Source organism: Ruegeria sp. HKCCA6837, assembly GCF_013034475.1.
Lineage (GTDB): Bacteria > Pseudomonadota > Alphaproteobacteria > Rhodobacterales > Rhodobacteraceae > Ruegeria.
The window spans coordinates 167,702-183,942 of the sequence record NZ_WQGD01000009.1 but is presented as its reverse complement, the minus strand read 5'-3'; the positions used below and the strand labels follow the sequence as shown (position 1 = coordinate 183,942).

Below are 16,241 nucleotides of genomic sequence, written 5' to 3'. Positions count from 1 at the left end.
CTGAACTGAGCGTCGAAACCGAAAATGTCGAAGTCGACAACTGCGCTCATCAGGTTCTGTTGAAACTGGAAAGCATGGGCCTGATTGCCGCAAGCTGATGCCAACAAACAAAGATTTTTCGGCCTCCGGTTTTCGGGGGCCGTTTTTGTTTGCCCGATTGACAAGCGCTGGCCGGATTGGTGCGGTGGACACAGAAACAGGGTGAATTTCAGACATGCCACGCAGCTTGCCCATCATTGCCAGTTTCTGGTTCGGATCCGATCTGAGCTGGCTCGAGCAGCTGTGCATACAGTCATTTCTGGATCGGGGGCACGCGTTTATTCTGTATCTGCCAGACGAGGTGCAGGGCGTCCCCGCAGGTGCTCAAACGCGCCTGCCAGCGAAATTTTCTGGCCTCCGTCCTATTCATTGCACCCAGATGACCGGCAGGGCGTGGCCGTGTTCTCTGATATCTTTCGATTGCACCTGATGCGAAAAAGCAAGGCCATCTGGGTCGATCTTGACGCCTATTGTGTGAAAGCCTTCGACTTTTCGTCCGATTGGGTGTTTGCGCATTCCAAAGCTTGTGACTTCCCTACCGGAGTTCTGCGCCTGCCGAAGACCGCGCAGACACTTGCGTTGATGCTGGATTTCGTAATGTCAGCGAACCCTACCCAACCCTGGCGCGGACGACATTTCAGACGGCGCAGCCGGGAAAGGATTGCAAAGGGTGAAAGCTGGGGCATCGAAACTCTGCCCTGGGGCAGTTCAGGGCCCAAAGCCTTTACGCATTTCCTGCACCATACCGGCGAAGACCGTCACGCAATGGGGGCTGAGTCTCTGTATCCTCTTGCCCCTGAGGAATTGTGGAATCTGCACGATCCACGCATCGCACCAAACGACATCGAAACGGAAGCCGTTCATTCGGTTCATATTTACGGACATCAGAAAAAACTGATGGCCAACAGGATGGCCGGGTTGCCTGCATCGGGGTCATATCTGGACAGGCTATGTGATCGACATGGAATTGACGCACAGGCCGCTCCGATCCGACGGCTCGGGTGGATGTAGCTTGCTGTGCAAGGAAACGGGGTTCCGGACGGGTGTCGATTAACGCTTGTTCATTTATTGCGCATCTGCCGGCAGATCGACCTGCCCGCGCATCAGGATATGTCCCTGACCAGCGACCCTTATCCCGGTCATCGCATCCGCCGGGCCGACGCGAGTAACGCTGGCTTGGCCAGGGCGGCCCATGTCGTGCCCCTGCTCTGCGACGAAACTGTCTTTGGCCATTAGTCCGTATTTCCACAAGTAAGCCGCCATGGCACCGGTTGCGGACCCGGTAAACGGGTCTTCGGGTGGGCTTGGAGGTGCCAACAAAAGGCGCGAGAATGTATCCCCCGCATCGGTGGCCCCTTCAAGCGTGACCATGAAGGGTTCAGCCATGTCCGAGCCTGAATAGCCAGCAGCCTCAGCCACTTTTCTCAAGGGACCTTCAACCAGTTGAGCCGCGCGCAATGCCTTATGGTCGCGCAGGACGGTGATGCAAAAAGGCAATCCGGTCGACACCAGCTGCGGCGGAGAAATAATGGCATCGGCAGGCAGATTTACGGCAGAGGCCACCAGATCAGCAGGCACATGCGGGCCGAACTGCGGGGCGACCTGAGTCATCTCAATCTGCGCACCTTGCAGCCGGATGGAAACGATCCCTGCACCGGTTTCCAATGTCAGGCTATCGCTCTCGATCATCCCACGAGACCGCATGGCAGCGACGGTTGCGATGGTGGGGTGCCCCGCAAAGGGGATTTCCCGGCTGGCCAGAAAATACCGCACACGGATATCGGCCACGTCAGATGGCCCGGTAAACGTGCACTCGACCAGAGAGGTTTCGCGCACGTATGCCATGCAAACATGTTCAGAAAGATGCGCGCCGCCATGGACCACGGCGCATCCGTTGCCTCCAAAGGCGCGATCACAGAAGGCGTCGACCCAATCGAATTCGAACCAGCTCATGCGATAAATTCCTGACAACACGTTCCGGCGGATTTCGCCGGTGCCTATGTGTCGCGCGTGTCGCTGGGAATGTCACGCCCAAATCAGGCGTTGGGGCCGTTCAGTGAACGGCCACCGGGGAAAGGTCGTGTTGACGGGCCAAAACAAAGGCCAGCTTACGGTCGGCCACAAGCGCCAATTGCTGCCCATCGGAATCATGCACAGCGTAAAGCTGATTCAGATCCCCTGCCTGATCGCGCAGATCACGCGGCAGATCGGCAACCTCGACCGTTTTGACATAAACGATACGGTCGCCTTCGGTGTTGATCTCAATCGGTGTATTCATTGCTCTTACCCCTTCCGTATGTTGATGGTCTGAACCACGGTTTCCGGCACGGCGCGGGTCAAATCCACATGCAGCAGACCGTTTTCCATGATCGCTTCGCCCACTTCGACACCGTCAGCCAACACAAACATGCGCTGAAACTGGCGCGCCGCAATGCCGCGGTGCAGGAAGATACGCCCCTCGCTGTCGTCGCGTTGACGGCCCCGGATCACCAGTTGGCGATCCTCGATGGTGATCGACAGATCCTCTTCGGCGAACCCAGCAACCGCAAGAGTGATGCGATAGGAAAAGTCCGAGGTCTGTTCGATATTATAGGGCGGGTATCCTTCGTTGCCAGCCTTTGCAGACCGTTCCAGAAGGCGTTCCAGTTGCTCGAACCCCAAAAGATGCGGGTATGAGCCAAGAGTAAGTTTCGACACGTATTTTCGTCCTTTATTGTCAAAGCGACGTGGTGTGCGGCCCCGTTCTGGCAACCGCCTGTAATAGAATATGGGAAGAAACCAGGATGTCCACAAGGTCTGGCGCGATAACGTCTGACACACTATCTTGTTGGGCAAGCACCACAACAACCCCGAGTCGCCAATGAACGCGCCCACTGACCTTTCCATGAAAACTGATGAAGTTCTGCGGGTTGAGCTGGAAGTTTTTCGCCGTCAGCACCGCGATCTGGACGAAGCGATTGAAGCGCTGCATGACCGGGGAACTGCGGATCAGTTGACGTTACGACGGCTGAAAAAAGAGAAACTGCGTCTGAAAGACATCATCCGCATCATCGAAGACCGCCTGACCCCCGATATCATTGCCTGAACGCCCTGTAGCGCATTGCCAGAGAACCGGATTTGGCTATAGTGCGCGCTCTTTCTGAGCGCGGGGACTAATCGGATGAGCGATGTGAAAGTGGGGATCATCATGGGCAGCCAGTCGGATTGGCCCACAATGAAGGAAGCCGCAGATATTCTGGATGAACTGGGCGTCGCTTACGAAGCGCGCATCGTATCAGCCCATCGCACACCAGACCGGCTGTGGGAGTACGGCAGGACCGCCGTATCGCGTGGATTGCACGTGATCATCGCGGGCGCTGGCGGCGCTGCGCACCTGCCCGGCATGATGGCATCGAAAACGCGGGTGCCTGTGATCGGAGTTCCCGTACAGACACGTGCCCTGTCAGGCGTGGATTCGCTGTATTCCATCGTGCAAATGCCCAAGGGTTTTCCCGTTGCGACCATGGCAATCGGGTCCGCTGGAGGAGCCAACGCCGGTTTGATGGCAGCCGGCATTCTGGCTCTGCAAGACGAGGCTTTGGCAGAACGGCTGGACAACTGGCGCGAGGCGTTGTCGGCTTCAATCCCTGAGGAACCGCAGGGATGAGCCGCATCGGTCTTATCGGCACGGGCCATATCGCCGCCCCAATCGCGCGGCTGATGGCTGCCAAAGGGCACGACATTTGCGTGACTGAGCGCAATACCGAAGTATCAGCCACTTTGAAGGCCGAGTTGGGCGTGACGATTGCTGAACCCCAGGCAGTGCTCGACGCCTCGGACATCGTGTTCCTGTGCCTGCGCCCGCATATCGCGGCTGAGGTTTTGACCCCTCTAACCTTTCGCACGGACCAGCAGATCGTTTCAGTCATGGCTGCGGTTTCCGCAGAGCAACTTGCTCGGCTTTGCGCACCGGCGGCAGATTTCGTGCAGACCATTCCTCTGGGCTTTCTGGAAACCGGTGGCTGCCCATTGGCTGCTTTTGGCAACGATCGGTTGTTGGCCGACCTTTTTGAGCCCGAGAACCCTGTGGTCAAGGTTGCGGACGAATCCGCGCTGAACGCACATTTCGCAATTTGCGCCATGGTTCCCGGCATTTTGGATCTGATGGCAACTGGTGCCAAGTGGCTGGGCGATGTAACTGGTGAAGCCGATAAGGCCGAGTTCTATACGACCCAGTTGATGTCAGGCTTCCTGGCCACGATGGAAAAAGGCAACGCAGGTCGGCTAGCGCAGGAGCGTGACGCTCTGGCGACAGAAGGCACATTGAGCTTGCAGATGACAGAAACCCTGAAGGATCAGGGCGCGCATGACGCGCTGCATTCGACGTTGAATGCAATTGGGAAACGTTTGGAGAGTTGAAGATGGCAAAAATGCTTGCCCAAGGCGCGGTGATCGGAATTCTGGGGGGCGGTCAACTGGGCCGGATGCTGTCTGTGGCGGCGTCAAGGCTGGGCTTTGTCACACATATCTATGAACCGGGCGCAAACCCACCCGCCGGGCAAGTCGCGGATCGTGTCACGACGGCAGCCTACGACGACATCGATGCCTTGAAAGCATTTGCCGACGCGGTGGATGTGATCACCTATGAGTTCGAAAACATCCCGACCGAGGCGCTGGACATTCTGGAAGCCCACCGGCCGATCCGTCCGGGGCGCGAAGCGCTGCGGGTCAGCCAGGATCGTTTGACCGAGAAGAATTTCCTGCAAGACCTGGGCCTGAAAACGGCCCCGTTTGCGGATGTTTCCAATCTGGACAGCCTGAGTACGGCAATTGAACAAATCGGGACACCGGCCATCCTGAAAACCCGCCGCTTTGGCTATGACGGAAAGGGGCAGGCGCGGTTGCGCAGCCCCGAGGACGCCGAGGCTGCTTTGGCCGACATGGCGGGCGCGCCTGCTATTCTGGAAGGGTTCGTAGACTTCTCACACGAGGTGTCGATCATTGCAGCACGAGGGTTGGACGGCCAGGTGGCCTGTTTCGATCCGGGCGAAAACGTACACCGCGACGGTATCCTGCACACCACCACGATCCCTGCTCGTCTGTCTCCAGCTCAGCGCACAGATGCAATCCTGCTGGCGGCCAACATCCTGAATGCGTTGGAGTATGTGGGTGTCATGGGGGTAGAACTGTTCGTCACGCCCGCTGGTTTGATAGTGAACGAGATTGCACCGCGCGTGCACAACTCGGGCCACTGGACGCAGAACGGCTGTGCTGTTGATCAGTTCGAGCAGCATATTCGCGCCGTGGCAGGCTGGCCTTTGGGCGACGGGCAGCGTCATTCGGATGTGGTGATGGAGAATCTGATCGGCAACGACATGGATCGTGTGCCCGAATTGGCCCGTGAACGGGATGTCGCGCTTCATCTATACGGCAAAGCCGAGGTCAAAGCAGGACGCAAGATGGGGCATTTCAACAGGATCAAGCGATAAAGTAGTACTTTATTTACGGCCTCGTTCCGTTCAAAAAGCGTGCCGCAATGTCCCCTGACATATGGCTGACACGCCCACCTGCCATGGTCGCTGCGACCCGGTGGGTGGCTGCATCGAGAATGACTAAATCGGCGCGTTTGCCGGGGGCAAGTGTGCCCCGGTCTGTCAGATTCAGCACTTTTGCGGGCCCACAAGAAATCCGGTTCCAAGCGCCTTCGAAATCAAGCAGGCCGGTATTGGCCAGCATCAGCGCCGCCCGGCGCGGGCTGGGGTAGTGGTAGTCCGACGCCAACGCATCGCAGAGGCCCATAGCGATCAACTCAACCGCACTTGCGTTTCCTTTATGCGATCCACCCCGCACCACGTTGGGTGAACCAAGGATGATGTGATCCCCGGCAGAACGCGCTGCCTCGGCAGCCTCCAGCGTTTCCGGGAACTCGGCAATGCCGACGCCTCGGGCGCGCCACCATGCCCTTGCTTCAGCGGTTGCGTCATCATGGCTGCCCAGACGTATCCCCATATCTATAAGGTCAGCACACAGTGCTTCGACCGCAGCGGGCACTTCGTTCCTGCGGACGTGCATGTTGAGCAACATTTCAAAATGTGCATCCGGATTGCGCCCGGCCTTCAACGCCTGCCCCGTTAGTCGCGGCGGCTTCTTGCCCTGCGCCAATCGATCATGCGGCAGGTGATCGTTGAACACCACATAAGGCACCTGCCATTCGGCGATGCGACCGGCAAGGCCCGCATAATCGTCAAGCATATTGGTTTCGAACCGCAATTGCGGGATCAGATCGGTGACTGTGCTGTCTTTCACGGCGGAAATGGCCTTAAACACCTGCGCGGCAAAGTCCGGACCTCGCACACCGCCTTCCCAGCTGTAGAATTGAGCAAGCACTGCGGTGGTGATGCCGTTTGCCGCAAGCTCGGCTTCGACCGACAGAATACCTTCATTAATCTGCTTCATCGCACCGCGACGCGGGGCGATATGGCGTTCGAAACCGTCCCCATGCAGGTCGATGATGCCAGGCAGGACAAGATAGCCGGAGAGATCAACACTGCGTCCGGCCGGTTCCACCTGCACCACACCGTCAGCAATGGTCAGGTCAGCGCGAGACACGCCCTGGCCCGGCAACAGAACATCTGCACCGGTTAAAGTCAGCTCCAATGCGGTCATCGTGTGGACTCCGAATCCGGGTCTTGGCAGTCCTGCCCGATACAGATCTCGTCTATTATGTCCATCACACCATCGAGCCAAGTGATCTGCGGATCGAACCTGCCGAATTCGATGAAATACAAAGCCTGCGCCATGACCTGAGGGTTGTTCATCATGAAGGTATGGGTGACGGGCAGGACCAGATGATCGGCCATGCCCTCCACCTTGGTGCTTTCAACCGAAACCTTGCCATCATCGGGCCCGTCGATCAGCGAGGAAAAAACCAGGTTGAGGGACTCATCCCCCGCAATGACCCCCAGCTCGAAATCTACCGGAGGCAGACGGCGCGGAATACCTTCAGGGCCTGTACTCAACTGCAGACCGGCTGGACCGTTCAGATATCCGAATACCTCCCACGCGCTGAGCTCGTCGACCAGCTGACTGCCCTGGTTCGGCGGGCCGAGCATGACGGCGCGACCCATGTTGGCGGGATGATGATCCTTTAGCCAATACCGCAGCAGGATGCCGCCCATAGAGTGCGCCACGACATTGACCTTGTCCTCCCCGCACGAGGCAAAAGCACCCGGCAGAGTCTGTTCAGCCAATTCCGGAATGCCAATCTCGGTCGAGGGGTATCCGGGGCGCACAACGGTGTAGCCGTGTGCCTCGAACAACTCCTCCATCACCGCAAACGAGGCTTCGGTCCGGGCAAGCCCGTGCAGAAGGACCACGCATTTCGCGCTGACGGAAAACGGGCAAAGGCACAAAAGTAAGGCGGTCATAAGTCTCATGTCCGCCAGATAAAGCCTATGAGCCGCTGATGAAAGCCCTAGCTCTGTTGACGTCGCAGCACAGCCAGCGCGATACCGCCCAGAACCAGCGAGGCACCAACGATCAGTCGGGCGTTCGCACTTTCGCCCAACAGCACAACACCTCCCAGGATCGCAATGACAGGCACGCTGAGTTGAACAACCGCCGCAACTGTTGGCGCAAGGTTTGGTAGCACGCGATACCATAGGGCATATCCCAAACCAGACGTGATGCCCCCCGAGACAGCCGCCAGCAGATAGCCCAATCCAGTCATCTGCCATTCTGCCCCCGTGACCAGCAGGGCCAAAGTGGTGACAGGCAAGGCGATGACGAAATTCGCAGCCGTGCCCTGCAGGGCGTCAGGCTCGGATCGCCCGGCCAAGGAGTAAGCGGCCCAGCCGATACCGGCCGCGACCATCAAAGCAGTGCCCACCGGATCAACCCGCACGGTTCCCGAGGGCCAAAGCACATAGGCCAGCCCCCCTAAAGCGATGGCCGCCCCTGCCAGTTGCTGACGGGTGGGAAGCGTTCCCGAGGCAGCGGTAAATGCAAACATTGTGATCTGCACAACTGCAAACAACACCAAAGCCCCCAGGCCCGCATCAAGCGTCAGATAGGCGATGGAAAACCCTATCATATACACCGAGAGCGACCCCGCACCAATGAGCCGCCGGCGGTTGCGCAAAGGCACATCTCTGCCGCGCGCCAACACCAACGCAGTCAAGACCAGCGCCCCCGCAAGCACCCGCACAATCGCAAACCCGGCTGGATCACTGGCACCACTGTCGATTGCCATCCTGTTCAGAATGGAATTCGCTGCAAAGGCGCACATGGTCAGGGCAGTCAGAAAAATAAGTCGCATGGAACCCGCATATCCGGTTGCAAGCGATATGGACACTCACAATCCATCTACATGCGGCCCACTGTTCGACTTTTCCAAAATGCGCCCGCGAGAGGCATAGCCGCAAAACGGTTATCAAAACGAAACGGGGCCGCCCGAAGGCGACCCCGAAAACAAGCACTATGGCTAAAGCAGCTTACATCATGCCGCCCATGCCGCCCATGTCGGGCATGCCGCCTGCAGGTGCCGCGCCTTCTTTGGCAGGCTTGTCGGCAACCATGGCTTCGGTGGTGACCAGCAGGCCCGCAACCGACGCCGCATCTTCCAGAGCGGTACGAACAACTTTGGCCGGGTCGATCACGCCGAACGAGAACATGTCGCCATATTCTTCGGTCTGCGCGTTGAAGCCGAATGCTGCGTCCGAAGATTCACGGACTTTGCCTGCAACAACCGCACCGTCAACACCTGCGTTCTCGGCGATCTGGCGCAGCGGAGCTTCGATCGCTTTGCGAACGATGTTGATGCCCGCGCTCTGATCAGCGTTTCCGCCTTCCAGCGATTCCAGTGCTTTACCGGCCTGAACCAGAGCAACACCACCGCCTACAACAACTCCTTCCTGCACAGCAGCACGGGTCGCGTTCAGAGCGTCGTCCACACGGTCTTTACGCTCTTTCACTTCAACCTCGGTCATGCCGCCGACGCGGATAACAGCAACACCGCCTGCCAGTTTGGCAACGCGCTCTTGCAGCTTCTCACGGTCGTAATCCGACGAAGTTTCTTCGATCTGAGTACGGATCTGGCCAACGCGGGCTTCGATCTCGGCTTTCTCGCCAGCGCCGTCGACGATGGTAGTTTCGTCTTTGGTGATTTCGATCTTCTTCGCAGTGCCCAGCATGTCCATGGTGACGGACTCGAGCTTCATGCCCAGATCTTCGCTGATGACCTGACCGCCGGTCAGGATCGCGATGTCCTGCAGCATGGCTTTACGGCGATCGCCGAAGCCCGGTGCTTTGACAGCAGCAATTTTCAGGCCGCCGCGCAGTTTGTTGACAACCAGAGTTGCCAGCGCTTCGCCTTCAACGTCTTCCGCGATGATCAGCAGAGGCTTCTGCGACTGGATCACCTGCTCGAGCAGCGGAACCATCGGCTGCAGCGAAGACAATTTCTTTTCGTGCAGCAGAATCATGCAGTCATCGAGTTCTGCAATCATCTTGTCTGCGTTGGTGACGAAGTAAGGCGACAGGTAGCCACGGTCGAACTGCATACCTTCGACAACATCGGTCTCGGTTTCCAGGCCTTTGTTTTCTTCGACGGTGATAACGCCTTCGTTACCAACCTTCTGCATCGCGTCTGCGATCTGCTGGCCGATTTCTGCTTCGCCGTTGGCCGAGATGGTGCCAACCTGAGCAACTTCGGCTGAGTCTTTAACTTCACGCGAAGCCGACTTGATACCTTCAACAACCTTTGCGGTTGCCAGGTCGATGCCGCGCTTCAGGTCCATCGGGTTCAAGCCCGCTGCAACCTGCTTCAGACCTTCGCGGACGATGGCTTGGGCCAGAACGGTTGCGGTGGTGGTGCCGTCACCGGCTTCGTCATTGGTGCGGCTGGCGACTTCTTTCACCATCTGCGCACCCATGTTTTCGAACTTGTCTTCCAGTTCGATTTCCTTGGCAACCGAAACACCGTCTTTGGTGATGCGCGGCGCACCGAAGGATTTGTCCAGAACCACGTTGCGGCCTTTGGGGCCGAGGGTCACTTTAACAGCATCGGCCAGGATGTTTACGCCTGCCAGCATGCGGTTACGGGCATCGGTGTCGAATTTGACGTCCTTTGCAGCCATGTCGTTTCTCCTTGAGAAATAAGTTTGTAATGAAGATCACAGGAAGCGCGCAGGCTTACTCAATGATCCCCATGATGTCGCTTTCTTTCATCATCAGCAGCTCTTCGCCGTCGACCTGAACCTCGGTGCCCGACCATTTGCCGAACAGGATCTTGTCGCCAGCTTTGACCGCCATCGCGATCAACTCGCCGCTGTCCTTGCGCGCGCCTTCGCCGGTTGCGACGACTTCGCCTTCGCTGGGCTTTTCTTTTGCGCTGTCAGGAATGATCAGGCCGCCTGCGGTTTTCTCTTCGCTTTCGGTACGGCGAACCAGCACACGGTCATGAAGCGGTTTCAATGCCATCTTTGTAGCTCCTTGGGCTCAAAGTTTATCTATCCTCCCCTCGCCCTCAGGCGAGGCGTCAGCACTCGGAGTGTGTGAGTGATAACGACGCATAGCTAGGGAGTCTAAAACCCCGAGTCAACAAGTTGTGAGGGATTTTTTCGCAGCTCGGATCAGTTTGTCTGTTCCCAGCTGTAGGCCCAGTGCTTCAATCCTTCAGACCCCTGAGCCGTAAGCCCGTAGACACCTTTTTCAACCTTTTCGAACCACCCGTAGTGGTTTTCGCGCATGAGCCGCGTGGCTACCGACACACCAACCGATTTGGCAACCTCTGCCCCCTTTGTAGGTCCATATTCGGCCAAATAGGCCGCACATTTCAGGGCATCCTGCCGATAGGCAGTCACAATCCCATGCCGCGTGGCCCCGCCCGCGTTTGGGTCCCCTTCCAGCCGGTCGAATTCCCGCAGCAGCCGTGTGGCTTTGGATTTGTTCTTTCGCGGCGCATAGGGGCCGGGATCGCATTGCACTTCGACCGTTTCATCAGCCCGTACTGTGATAAGACCCAGGCCCAAGCGACGGCACAGCGCCAGATTATCTTTAAGCGCCCGTCGCGCGCTTCGACCCGTGGGCTTGCTGACCGCGATATAGACCTGATCGGTCAGTTTCAGCCGCGTAATAGCCTGGTGGAACAGCGACAGCGTGAACCGCAGTTTAAGTTCGACTATAACGGGATTTTCACCCTCGCGCACCGCAACGACATCAGCCGCCCCGACCTCGCCCTTGACGGTATATCCCTGACGCTCCAACAGCGCTTTGATCGGAGGATAGAGGTCCTGTTCGCGGGTCATGGGTTTATGCTACGCAAACTGCCGTGGAATGCCAGCCCATACCTCAGCCGATGTAATGGAACTTGAAACATCCCGCCCACCGGTACACTGTTTCCGAAACACTGATTTCAAAGGAATTCCACCTATGCGCCTGCTTTTTTTCATCGTTGGCCTTTTGTTACCCGCCGTGGCGCAGGCAGGCTGCGAAGGGCGCGACCTGAGAGGGGACTTGTCGCCTGAGGTTCAAGCCAAGGCGCAAGACGAACTGGCAGGTATTCTGTATCCAGAAGGCAATCATTGGGTTGCGACCAAAGATGACACCGTTCTGCATCTCGTGGGCACAATGCACCTGAATTACCCGCAGATGGATGCGATCGTGGAGCGCCTGACGCCCAAGCTAATTCAGGCCGACGCGTTTTATTTTGAAATCCGACAGGATGAGATGGAAGCTTGGGAAAAGAAACTAGCCGCTGACCCAAGCCCGGTCCTGATAACTTCGGGCCCCACACTTGTCGATCTGATCCCAGAAAAAGACTGGAACACTCTTACTGCGGCGATGGCCGAACGCGGGATTCCCAGTTGGATGGGCGCCAAGATGCGCCCCTGGTTTCTGAGTATGACTTTGGCTCTGCCGACCTGCATTGTTCAGAACCCTGACGGAACCAATGGGCTGGACGCACGTCTGGCGAAGTTGGCTACGGACCACGGTATCCCACAATATTCATTGGAAAGTGTCGAAGACCTTATGGCCATGTTCGACGCTTATCCGATCGAGGAACAAGCGCAATCGCTCGCGCGGATGGCCGGAACCTTTCAAAACACCGAAGACCAGATCGCCACCATGGCCAGCTCATACTTTGATGAAAAACACGCCGAGGTTTTTGTCCTTGGCCGTATTCTGGGGCAAGAGCTGTCGGGCCTGTCTGCCGCAGAGTTCGAGGCCGAGTGGGCAGACTTCGAACAGCAGCTCTTGATCGAACGAAATGCCAATTGGATGGCACAAATTCTCGAAATCCAGGATCAGACAGCTGTCATTGCGGTTGGGGCAGGTCACTTCAGCGATGACTACGGCCTGCTGAACCAGTTAGAGCAGTCCGGGTACACTCTGACGCGGGCGGAATTCTGAGCAGGTAGGCATATTGCAGACTAAGCGTCGCAGACAGTGTACTGCAGCGTGACAACCGGGTTTGCCCGACCTATAAGGCCCGCAAATTTTCATTCCGCAGGACGCTGACATGACAACACTCGTATTTGGCCACAAATCCCCTGATACTGACTCCACAGGCTCGCCGATCCTGTGGTCGTGGTACCTGAACGAGATTAAGGGTGAACAGACCGAGCCGGTGCTGCTGGGTGAGCCCAACACTGAGGCAGCCTTTATGCTGGACAACTGGGACCTGCCCAAACCACGCATCATCGAAGATGTAACTGCAGACACCCCGGTGGTCATCGTCGACACCAACAACCCGGCGGAACTGCCTGCCAGCATCAACGACGCAGATATCCGCGCGATCATCGACCACCACAAACTGGTCGGCGGTCTGGAAACCAAAGGTCCGATTGACATCACCGTACGCCCGCTGGCCTGCACTGCAACCATCATGGTCGACCTGATGGGTGACGATGCCGCCAAAATGCCCGACGCCATTAAAGGTGCCGCCCTGACCTGCATCCTGTCGGACACGCTGGAATTCCGCTCGCCCACTACCACAGCGCATGACCGCGCGGTGGCGGAAAAGCTGGCCGCTGAGCTGGAACTGGATATATCGGCCTATGCAGCGGACATGTTCGCCGCAAAGTCTGACGTCTCGTCCTTCTCAGACGCAGAGCTGATCCGCATGGACAGCAAGGAATACGAAGTGGACGGCACCAAGTTCCGCGTCTCGGTTCTGGAAACCACTGCCCCCGGCGTCGTTCTGGACCGCAAGGCCAGCCTGGCGACGTCGATGGTGGACGTGGCCGCAGAAGACGGCGTCGATCAGGTTCTGCTGTTCGTGGTCGATATCCTGAACGAAGAAGCCACGCTGCTGGTGCCCAACGATCTGGTCAAATCCGTTGCCGAGAAAAGCTTTGGCGCAGCCGTCGACGGGGATGCCGTTGTCCTGCCGGGCATCATGAGTCGGAAAAAGCAGATCATTCCAAACCTCAAGGTTTGATCTGCACCTGACGACAAAAAGAAGGCGTCCAATCGGGCGCCTTTTTTTCTTTCTGTTCGGCCATTTGCGGAAACGGTAACGGTTGTTAATCTGTCTTTGGGTACGGAACTCCAATTAGGTCAGGCACACACCATCGTTATTCGAAGCCTCAGTACGACCAAGGGCATCCTTCGATTTGAAGGCACGGACAAAGCCGCTTATTGGCGACGCTTTGCAATGTTGCTGACCCTGTCAGTTGTGATTGCCACCATGGGACTGCTGCGCAATTCCGGGGCCGTTGTCATTGCAGCCATGCTTGTCGCTCCACTTATGACTCCAATCCTGGGGGTAGCTGCCGCGATGGTCATGGGTTGGCTAAAGCGTGCAGTTGCTCTTGCTCTTACGGTGTGCTTGGCGGCTTGTGCCTGCGTGCTGATGGCCTGGTTCATGGTCTATGTCGCGGACGTCCCACGAGGGATACTGATCCCCGATCAGGTCCTTGCGCGCACGGATCCCGGCACCGAGGATCTGATCGTCGCACTGGCTGCCGGTGTCGCCGGCGCCTATGTGCAAATCAACAAGTCCGAACTGAGCCTTCTGCCCGGCGCAGCGATTGGTGTTTCGCTAGTTCCGCCGCTCTCGGCAGCAGGTATTTTGTTGTATTTTGGCGAACCTGCCGAAGCGTATGAAGCGGGACTTCTATTCGCAACAAACCTAGGCGCGATCATTCTGTCCGCCTGTGCGGTCTATCTGGTTTATGCCGCGCGGTCTGTGGTTTTCAGCAAGGGCAAGCGCAAACTCAACTTTACAGCCAGCGTATTCGTCGCGCTCGCCTTTTTGGTCGTCGTCGTGCTGCAGCTCGGGAAATCCACCTATAATCGCTATCTGGAGACACGGACCGAGGCACAGGTGGCCGAAGCCATTCGGGAGTGGGCCGATCCGATTTCAGTGGAAATCATACGAATTGATGTCAACGCCCAGCGCAAACAGACTGAGGTTTGGCTGATCGTCGATCTTCCTGTCGAGGCACAGTTCAAAGTCTCTTCTATTGCCGCGTTGCTGCCGGAAAGGCTCCGTGAAACATCCCTTGTTGACGTATTGCAGGCAGAACTTGGCCCCGGCTACCTGGCCATCATCCGGTATCAGACCCGCATTGGAGCTCAGGTCATTTTGGGAACAGATAACGTACAGCAAGCCCCGGACGTGACCGACGTGACCGAAGACGAATAGAGGATTCTCCAATTCCTCAGCACAAAATGGAAAGCGGGATGGTGTTCGACCCCAAGCTTTGCCATAGCTGTCGCAACCGCGAACATATTCATAGAGGCCCCCATGACCCAGATCGTTTCCTCGATTGCCGAGATCTCTGACCGCTATAAGGCGCTGTTTGTCGACCTTTGGGGCTGTGTTCACAACGGTATCACCGCTTATCCCGAAGCTGTTGCGGCATTGCAGACTTATCGCGCAAATGGCGGGGTTGTTGTGCTGGTCACGAACTCTCCGAAACCCCGCGCAGGCGTGGCAGAGCAATTGGGTCAGTTCAACGTGCCCTCAGACGCCTATGACACCATTGCGACCAGCGGGGATTCCGCGCGGTCGGCGATGTTCCGGGGAGCCGTTGGGCAAAAGGTGTATTTCATGGGTGAATGGCAGCGCGATGCAGGCTTTTTCGAACCTCTAAAGCTGCTGGATCACCCGATCCACATCGAACGCGTGCCGCTGAAGGAGGCCGAAGGCATTGTTTGCTGTGGGCCATTCGATCCGATGGCTGATCCTGATGTGAACCTGCCCGATTTTCTTTACGCCAAGCAGATGGGTATGAAACTGCTCTGTGCGAACCCTGACATTGTTGTTGACAGAGGGGAAGTGCGCGAGTGGTGTGCCGGTGCTTTGGCGAAGCTGTATACCGAAATGGGTGGCGAGAGTCTGTATTTCGGCAAACCGCATCCACCGATCTATGATCTGGCCCGTCGCAGGCTGCAAGAGCTGGGTCATGATGTCCCTGACGACGACATTCTTGTGATCGGCGACGGACCCCACACGGATATCCTGGGAGGCATGGGAGAGGGCATTGATTCTCTGTTTATCTCAGGCGGTCTGGCTGCAGCCGAAACAAAAACGTCGCACCACCCGCATCACGAATCCTTAAACGATTATATCAAAAGGGAAAAAATAAATCCGACCTATACAATTGGTCGCTTGCGGTAGTAAGAAAAGACTTGATTTTCTGCAGTTGCGAAGTAATAAAGTTGCCAACCTTGGCCTAAAGATGGTTTTTTCTTTCACGGCCGATCTCGAGTGAGGGCAACATGTTGGATAATCTTCCACGCGGAACGATCTGTATCGAAGACATCGAAATGGGTATGTCCCGCCACCTGCGCAAAGTGGTGACGGATGAAGACATCGAGATGTTCGCGCAGGTTTCGACTGACCGAAATCCTGTGCATCTGGACGACGATTATGCCCGCGATACCATCTTTGAAGGCCGTATCGCACACGGGATGCTGACGGCGGGTCTGATCTCGGCAGTGATTGGCGAACAGCTTCCCGGTCACGGCACTGTCTACATGGGGCAGTCGCTCAAATTCCTGGCACCCGTGCGCCCCGGCGATATGGTTTATGCCGAAGTGAAGGTGATCGACATCGATTTTTCCAAGCGCCGGGTCAAACTGGATTGCCATTGCTCGGTCGACGGCAAGAAAGTCCTGATCGGAGAGGCCATGGTTTTGGCTCCATCGCGCAAGTTCGACTGATCGGCAAACCAACCTATGTCAGGAAAGGCACCCGACGGGTGCCTTTTTGC

At 57.1% G+C, this 16,241-nt stretch carries 19 protein-coding genes; 10 read left to right on the top strand and 9 right to left on the bottom strand.

Features of this window, described 5'->3' with window-relative positions; translation table 11 throughout:
- The first annotated feature begins 438 nt into the window (after positions 1-438).
- Positions 439-1,050 carry a hypothetical protein gene (locus tag GOV91_RS14280; RefSeq protein WP_254440681.1) on the top strand — a complete coding sequence of 204 codons (612 nt, stop codon included), beginning with the start codon at positions 439-441 and terminating at the stop codon, positions 1,048-1,050.
- 54 nt (positions 1,051-1,104) lie between these two features.
- Here GOV91_RS14280 and GOV91_RS14275 read toward each other — a convergent pair whose 3' ends face one another.
- From GOV91_RS14275 to GOV91_RS14265, 3 genes are all read right to left on the bottom strand, one after another.
- A complete protein-coding gene (locus GOV91_RS14275; RefSeq protein ID WP_171236005.1) occupies positions 1,105-1,992 on the bottom strand; it encodes a PhzF family phenazine biosynthesis protein in 888 nt (295 codons plus the stop codon).
- Between the two features lie 100 nt (positions 1,993-2,092).
- Positions 2,093-2,317, bottom strand: coding sequence for a DUF1150 family protein (locus tag GOV91_RS14270; RefSeq protein WP_171236004.1), 225 nt, complete (start codon positions 2,315-2,317; stop codon positions 2,093-2,095).
- Positions 2,318-2,322: 5 nt separating this feature from the next.
- A complete protein-coding gene (locus GOV91_RS14265) occupies positions 2,323-2,736 on the bottom strand; it encodes an Hsp20 family protein (RefSeq protein ID WP_058275530.1) in 414 nt (137 codons plus the stop codon).
- 163 nt (positions 2,737-2,899) lie between these two features.
- Here GOV91_RS14265 and GOV91_RS14260 point away from each other — a divergent pair, with 163 nt between their 5' ends.
- The 4 genes from GOV91_RS14260 to GOV91_RS14245 all read left to right on the top strand — a co-directional run bounded on the left by GOV91_RS14260 (position 2,900) and on the right by GOV91_RS14245 (position 5,507).
- The gene (locus GOV91_RS14260) at positions 2,900-3,124 is read left to right on the top strand and encodes a YdcH family protein (RefSeq protein ID WP_050604880.1); all 225 of its coding nucleotides are present in this window, start codon (positions 2,900-2,902) and stop codon (positions 3,122-3,124) included.
- A gap of 75 nt (positions 3,125-3,199) precedes the next feature.
- Entirely contained in the window at positions 3,200-3,685 is a 486-nt protein-coding gene (gene purE / locus GOV91_RS14255) for a 5-(carboxyamino)imidazole ribonucleotide mutase (protein ID WP_171236003.1), read from the top strand.
- A complete protein-coding gene (locus GOV91_RS14250) occupies positions 3,682-4,437 on the top strand; it encodes an NAD(P)-binding domain-containing protein (protein ID WP_171236002.1) in 756 nt (251 codons plus the stop codon). Before purE ends, GOV91_RS14250 begins: the two co-directional genes overlap by 4 nt.
- 2 nt (positions 4,438-4,439) lie before the next feature.
- Positions 4,440-5,507: a 5-(carboxyamino)imidazole ribonucleotide synthase gene (locus GOV91_RS14245; RefSeq protein WP_171236001.1), complete on the top strand. Its 1,068-nt coding sequence runs from the start codon at positions 4,440-4,442 to the stop codon at positions 5,505-5,507.
- A 13-nt stretch (positions 5,508-5,520) separates the two neighbouring features.
- Here GOV91_RS14245 and GOV91_RS14240 read toward each other — a convergent pair whose 3' ends face one another.
- The 6 genes from GOV91_RS14240 to GOV91_RS14215 form a co-directional block, all read right to left on the bottom strand.
- A complete protein-coding gene (locus GOV91_RS14240) occupies positions 5,521-6,684 on the bottom strand; it encodes an alpha-D-ribose 1-methylphosphonate 5-triphosphate diphosphatase (RefSeq protein ID WP_171236000.1) in 1,164 nt (387 codons plus the stop codon).
- Positions 6,681-7,454, bottom strand: coding sequence for an alpha/beta fold hydrolase (locus GOV91_RS14235; RefSeq protein WP_171235999.1), 774 nt, complete (start codon positions 7,452-7,454; stop codon positions 6,681-6,683). The genes GOV91_RS14240 and GOV91_RS14235 overlap by 4 nt, the downstream gene beginning before the upstream one ends.
- A 38-nt stretch (positions 7,455-7,492) precedes the next feature.
- Complete coding sequence (locus tag GOV91_RS14230) at positions 7,493-8,335, bottom strand: DMT family transporter (RefSeq protein WP_171235998.1); 843 nt, start codon at positions 8,333-8,335, stop codon at positions 7,493-7,495.
- A gap of 175 nt (positions 8,336-8,510) precedes the next feature.
- A complete protein-coding gene (groL, locus tag GOV91_RS14225; protein WP_171235997.1) occupies positions 8,511-10,154 on the bottom strand; it encodes a chaperonin GroEL in 1,644 nt (547 codons plus the stop codon).
- Between the two features lie 55 nt (positions 10,155-10,209).
- Complete coding sequence (gene groES / locus GOV91_RS14220; RefSeq protein ID WP_170352338.1) at positions 10,210-10,497, bottom strand: co-chaperone GroES; 288 nt, start codon at positions 10,495-10,497, stop codon at positions 10,210-10,212.
- A gap of 152 nt (positions 10,498-10,649) precedes the next feature.
- The gene (locus tag GOV91_RS14215; protein WP_171235996.1) at positions 10,650-11,324 is read right to left on the bottom strand and encodes a DUF2161 domain-containing phosphodiesterase; all 675 of its coding nucleotides are present in this window, start codon (positions 11,322-11,324) and stop codon (positions 10,650-10,652) included.
- Between the two features lie 124 nt (positions 11,325-11,448).
- Between GOV91_RS14215 and GOV91_RS14210 the strand changes: the two genes are divergently transcribed.
- The 5 genes from GOV91_RS14210 to GOV91_RS14190 all read left to right on the top strand — a co-directional run bounded on the left by GOV91_RS14210 (position 11,449) and on the right by GOV91_RS14190 (position 16,191).
- Positions 11,449-12,429 (top strand): TraB/GumN family protein, encoded by a 981-nt coding sequence (locus tag GOV91_RS14210; protein ID WP_171235995.1) that lies wholly within the window; start codon positions 11,449-11,451, stop codon positions 12,427-12,429.
- Positions 12,430-12,538: 109 nt separating this feature from the next.
- Positions 12,539-13,459 (top strand): manganese-dependent inorganic pyrophosphatase, encoded by a 921-nt coding sequence (locus tag GOV91_RS14205; protein ID WP_171235994.1) that lies wholly within the window; start codon positions 12,539-12,541, stop codon positions 13,457-13,459.
- A gap of 216 nt (positions 13,460-13,675) precedes the next feature.
- The gene (locus GOV91_RS14200; protein ID WP_171235993.1) at positions 13,676-14,668 is read left to right on the top strand and encodes a DUF389 domain-containing protein; all 993 of its coding nucleotides are present in this window, start codon (positions 13,676-13,678) and stop codon (positions 14,666-14,668) included.
- A 102-nt stretch (positions 14,669-14,770) separates the two neighbouring features.
- Positions 14,771-15,646: an HAD family hydrolase gene (locus tag GOV91_RS14195; protein WP_171235992.1), complete on the top strand. Its 876-nt coding sequence runs from the start codon at positions 14,771-14,773 to the stop codon at positions 15,644-15,646.
- Positions 15,647-15,747: 101 nt separating this feature from the next.
- Entirely contained in the window at positions 15,748-16,191 is a 444-nt protein-coding gene (locus GOV91_RS14190) for a MaoC family dehydratase (RefSeq protein WP_171181379.1), read from the top strand.
- Positions 16,192-16,241 lie beyond the last annotated feature (50 nt).

Coding starts and splice junctions, on each gene's coding strand:
- GOV91_RS14230 (WP_171235998.1), bottom strand. CDS start 8,335: ATGCGACTTATTTTTCTGACTGCCCTGACCATGTGCGCCTTTGCAGCG.
- GOV91_RS14200 (WP_171235993.1), top strand. CDS start 13,676: ATGTTGCTGACCCTGTCAGTTGTGATTGCCACCATGGGACTGCTGCGC.
- GOV91_RS14245 (WP_171236001.1), top strand. CDS start 4,440: ATGGCAAAAATGCTTGCCCAAGGCGCGGTGATCGGAATTCTGGGGGGC.
- GOV91_RS14250 (WP_171236002.1), top strand. CDS start 3,682: ATGAGCCGCATCGGTCTTATCGGCACGGGCCATATCGCCGCCCCAATC.
- GOV91_RS14235 (WP_171235999.1), bottom strand. CDS start 7,454: ATGAGACTTATGACCGCCTTACTTTTGTGCCTTTGCCCGTTTTCCGTC.
- GOV91_RS14275 (WP_171236005.1), bottom strand. CDS start 1,992: ATGAGCTGGTTCGAATTCGATTGGGTCGACGCCTTCTGTGATCGCGCC.
- GOV91_RS14270 (WP_171236004.1), bottom strand. CDS start 2,317: ATGAATACACCGATTGAGATCAACACCGAAGGCGACCGTATCGTTTAT.
- GOV91_RS14260 (WP_050604880.1), top strand. CDS start 2,900: ATGAACGCGCCCACTGACCTTTCCATGAAAACTGATGAAGTTCTGCGG.
- groES (WP_170352338.1), bottom strand. CDS start 10,497: ATGGCATTGAAACCGCTTCATGACCGTGTGCTGGTTCGCCGTACCGAA.
- GOV91_RS14195 (WP_171235992.1), top strand. CDS start 14,771: ATGACCCAGATCGTTTCCTCGATTGCCGAGATCTCTGACCGCTATAAG.
- GOV91_RS14240 (WP_171236000.1), bottom strand. CDS start 6,684: ATGACCGCATTGGAGCTGACTTTAACCGGTGCAGATGTTCTGTTGCCG.
- groL (WP_171235997.1), bottom strand. CDS start 10,154: ATGGCTGCAAAGGACGTCAAATTCGACACCGATGCCCGTAACCGCATG.
- GOV91_RS14215 (WP_171235996.1), bottom strand. CDS start 11,324: ATGACCCGCGAACAGGACCTCTATCCTCCGATCAAAGCGCTGTTGGAG.
- purE (WP_171236003.1), top strand. CDS start 3,200: ATGAGCGATGTGAAAGTGGGGATCATCATGGGCAGCCAGTCGGATTGG.
- GOV91_RS14190 (WP_171181379.1), top strand. CDS start 15,748: ATGTTGGATAATCTTCCACGCGGAACGATCTGTATCGAAGACATCGAA.
- GOV91_RS14210 (WP_171235995.1), top strand. CDS start 11,449: ATGCGCCTGCTTTTTTTCATCGTTGGCCTTTTGTTACCCGCCGTGGCG.
- GOV91_RS14205 (WP_171235994.1), top strand. CDS start 12,539: ATGACAACACTCGTATTTGGCCACAAATCCCCTGATACTGACTCCACA.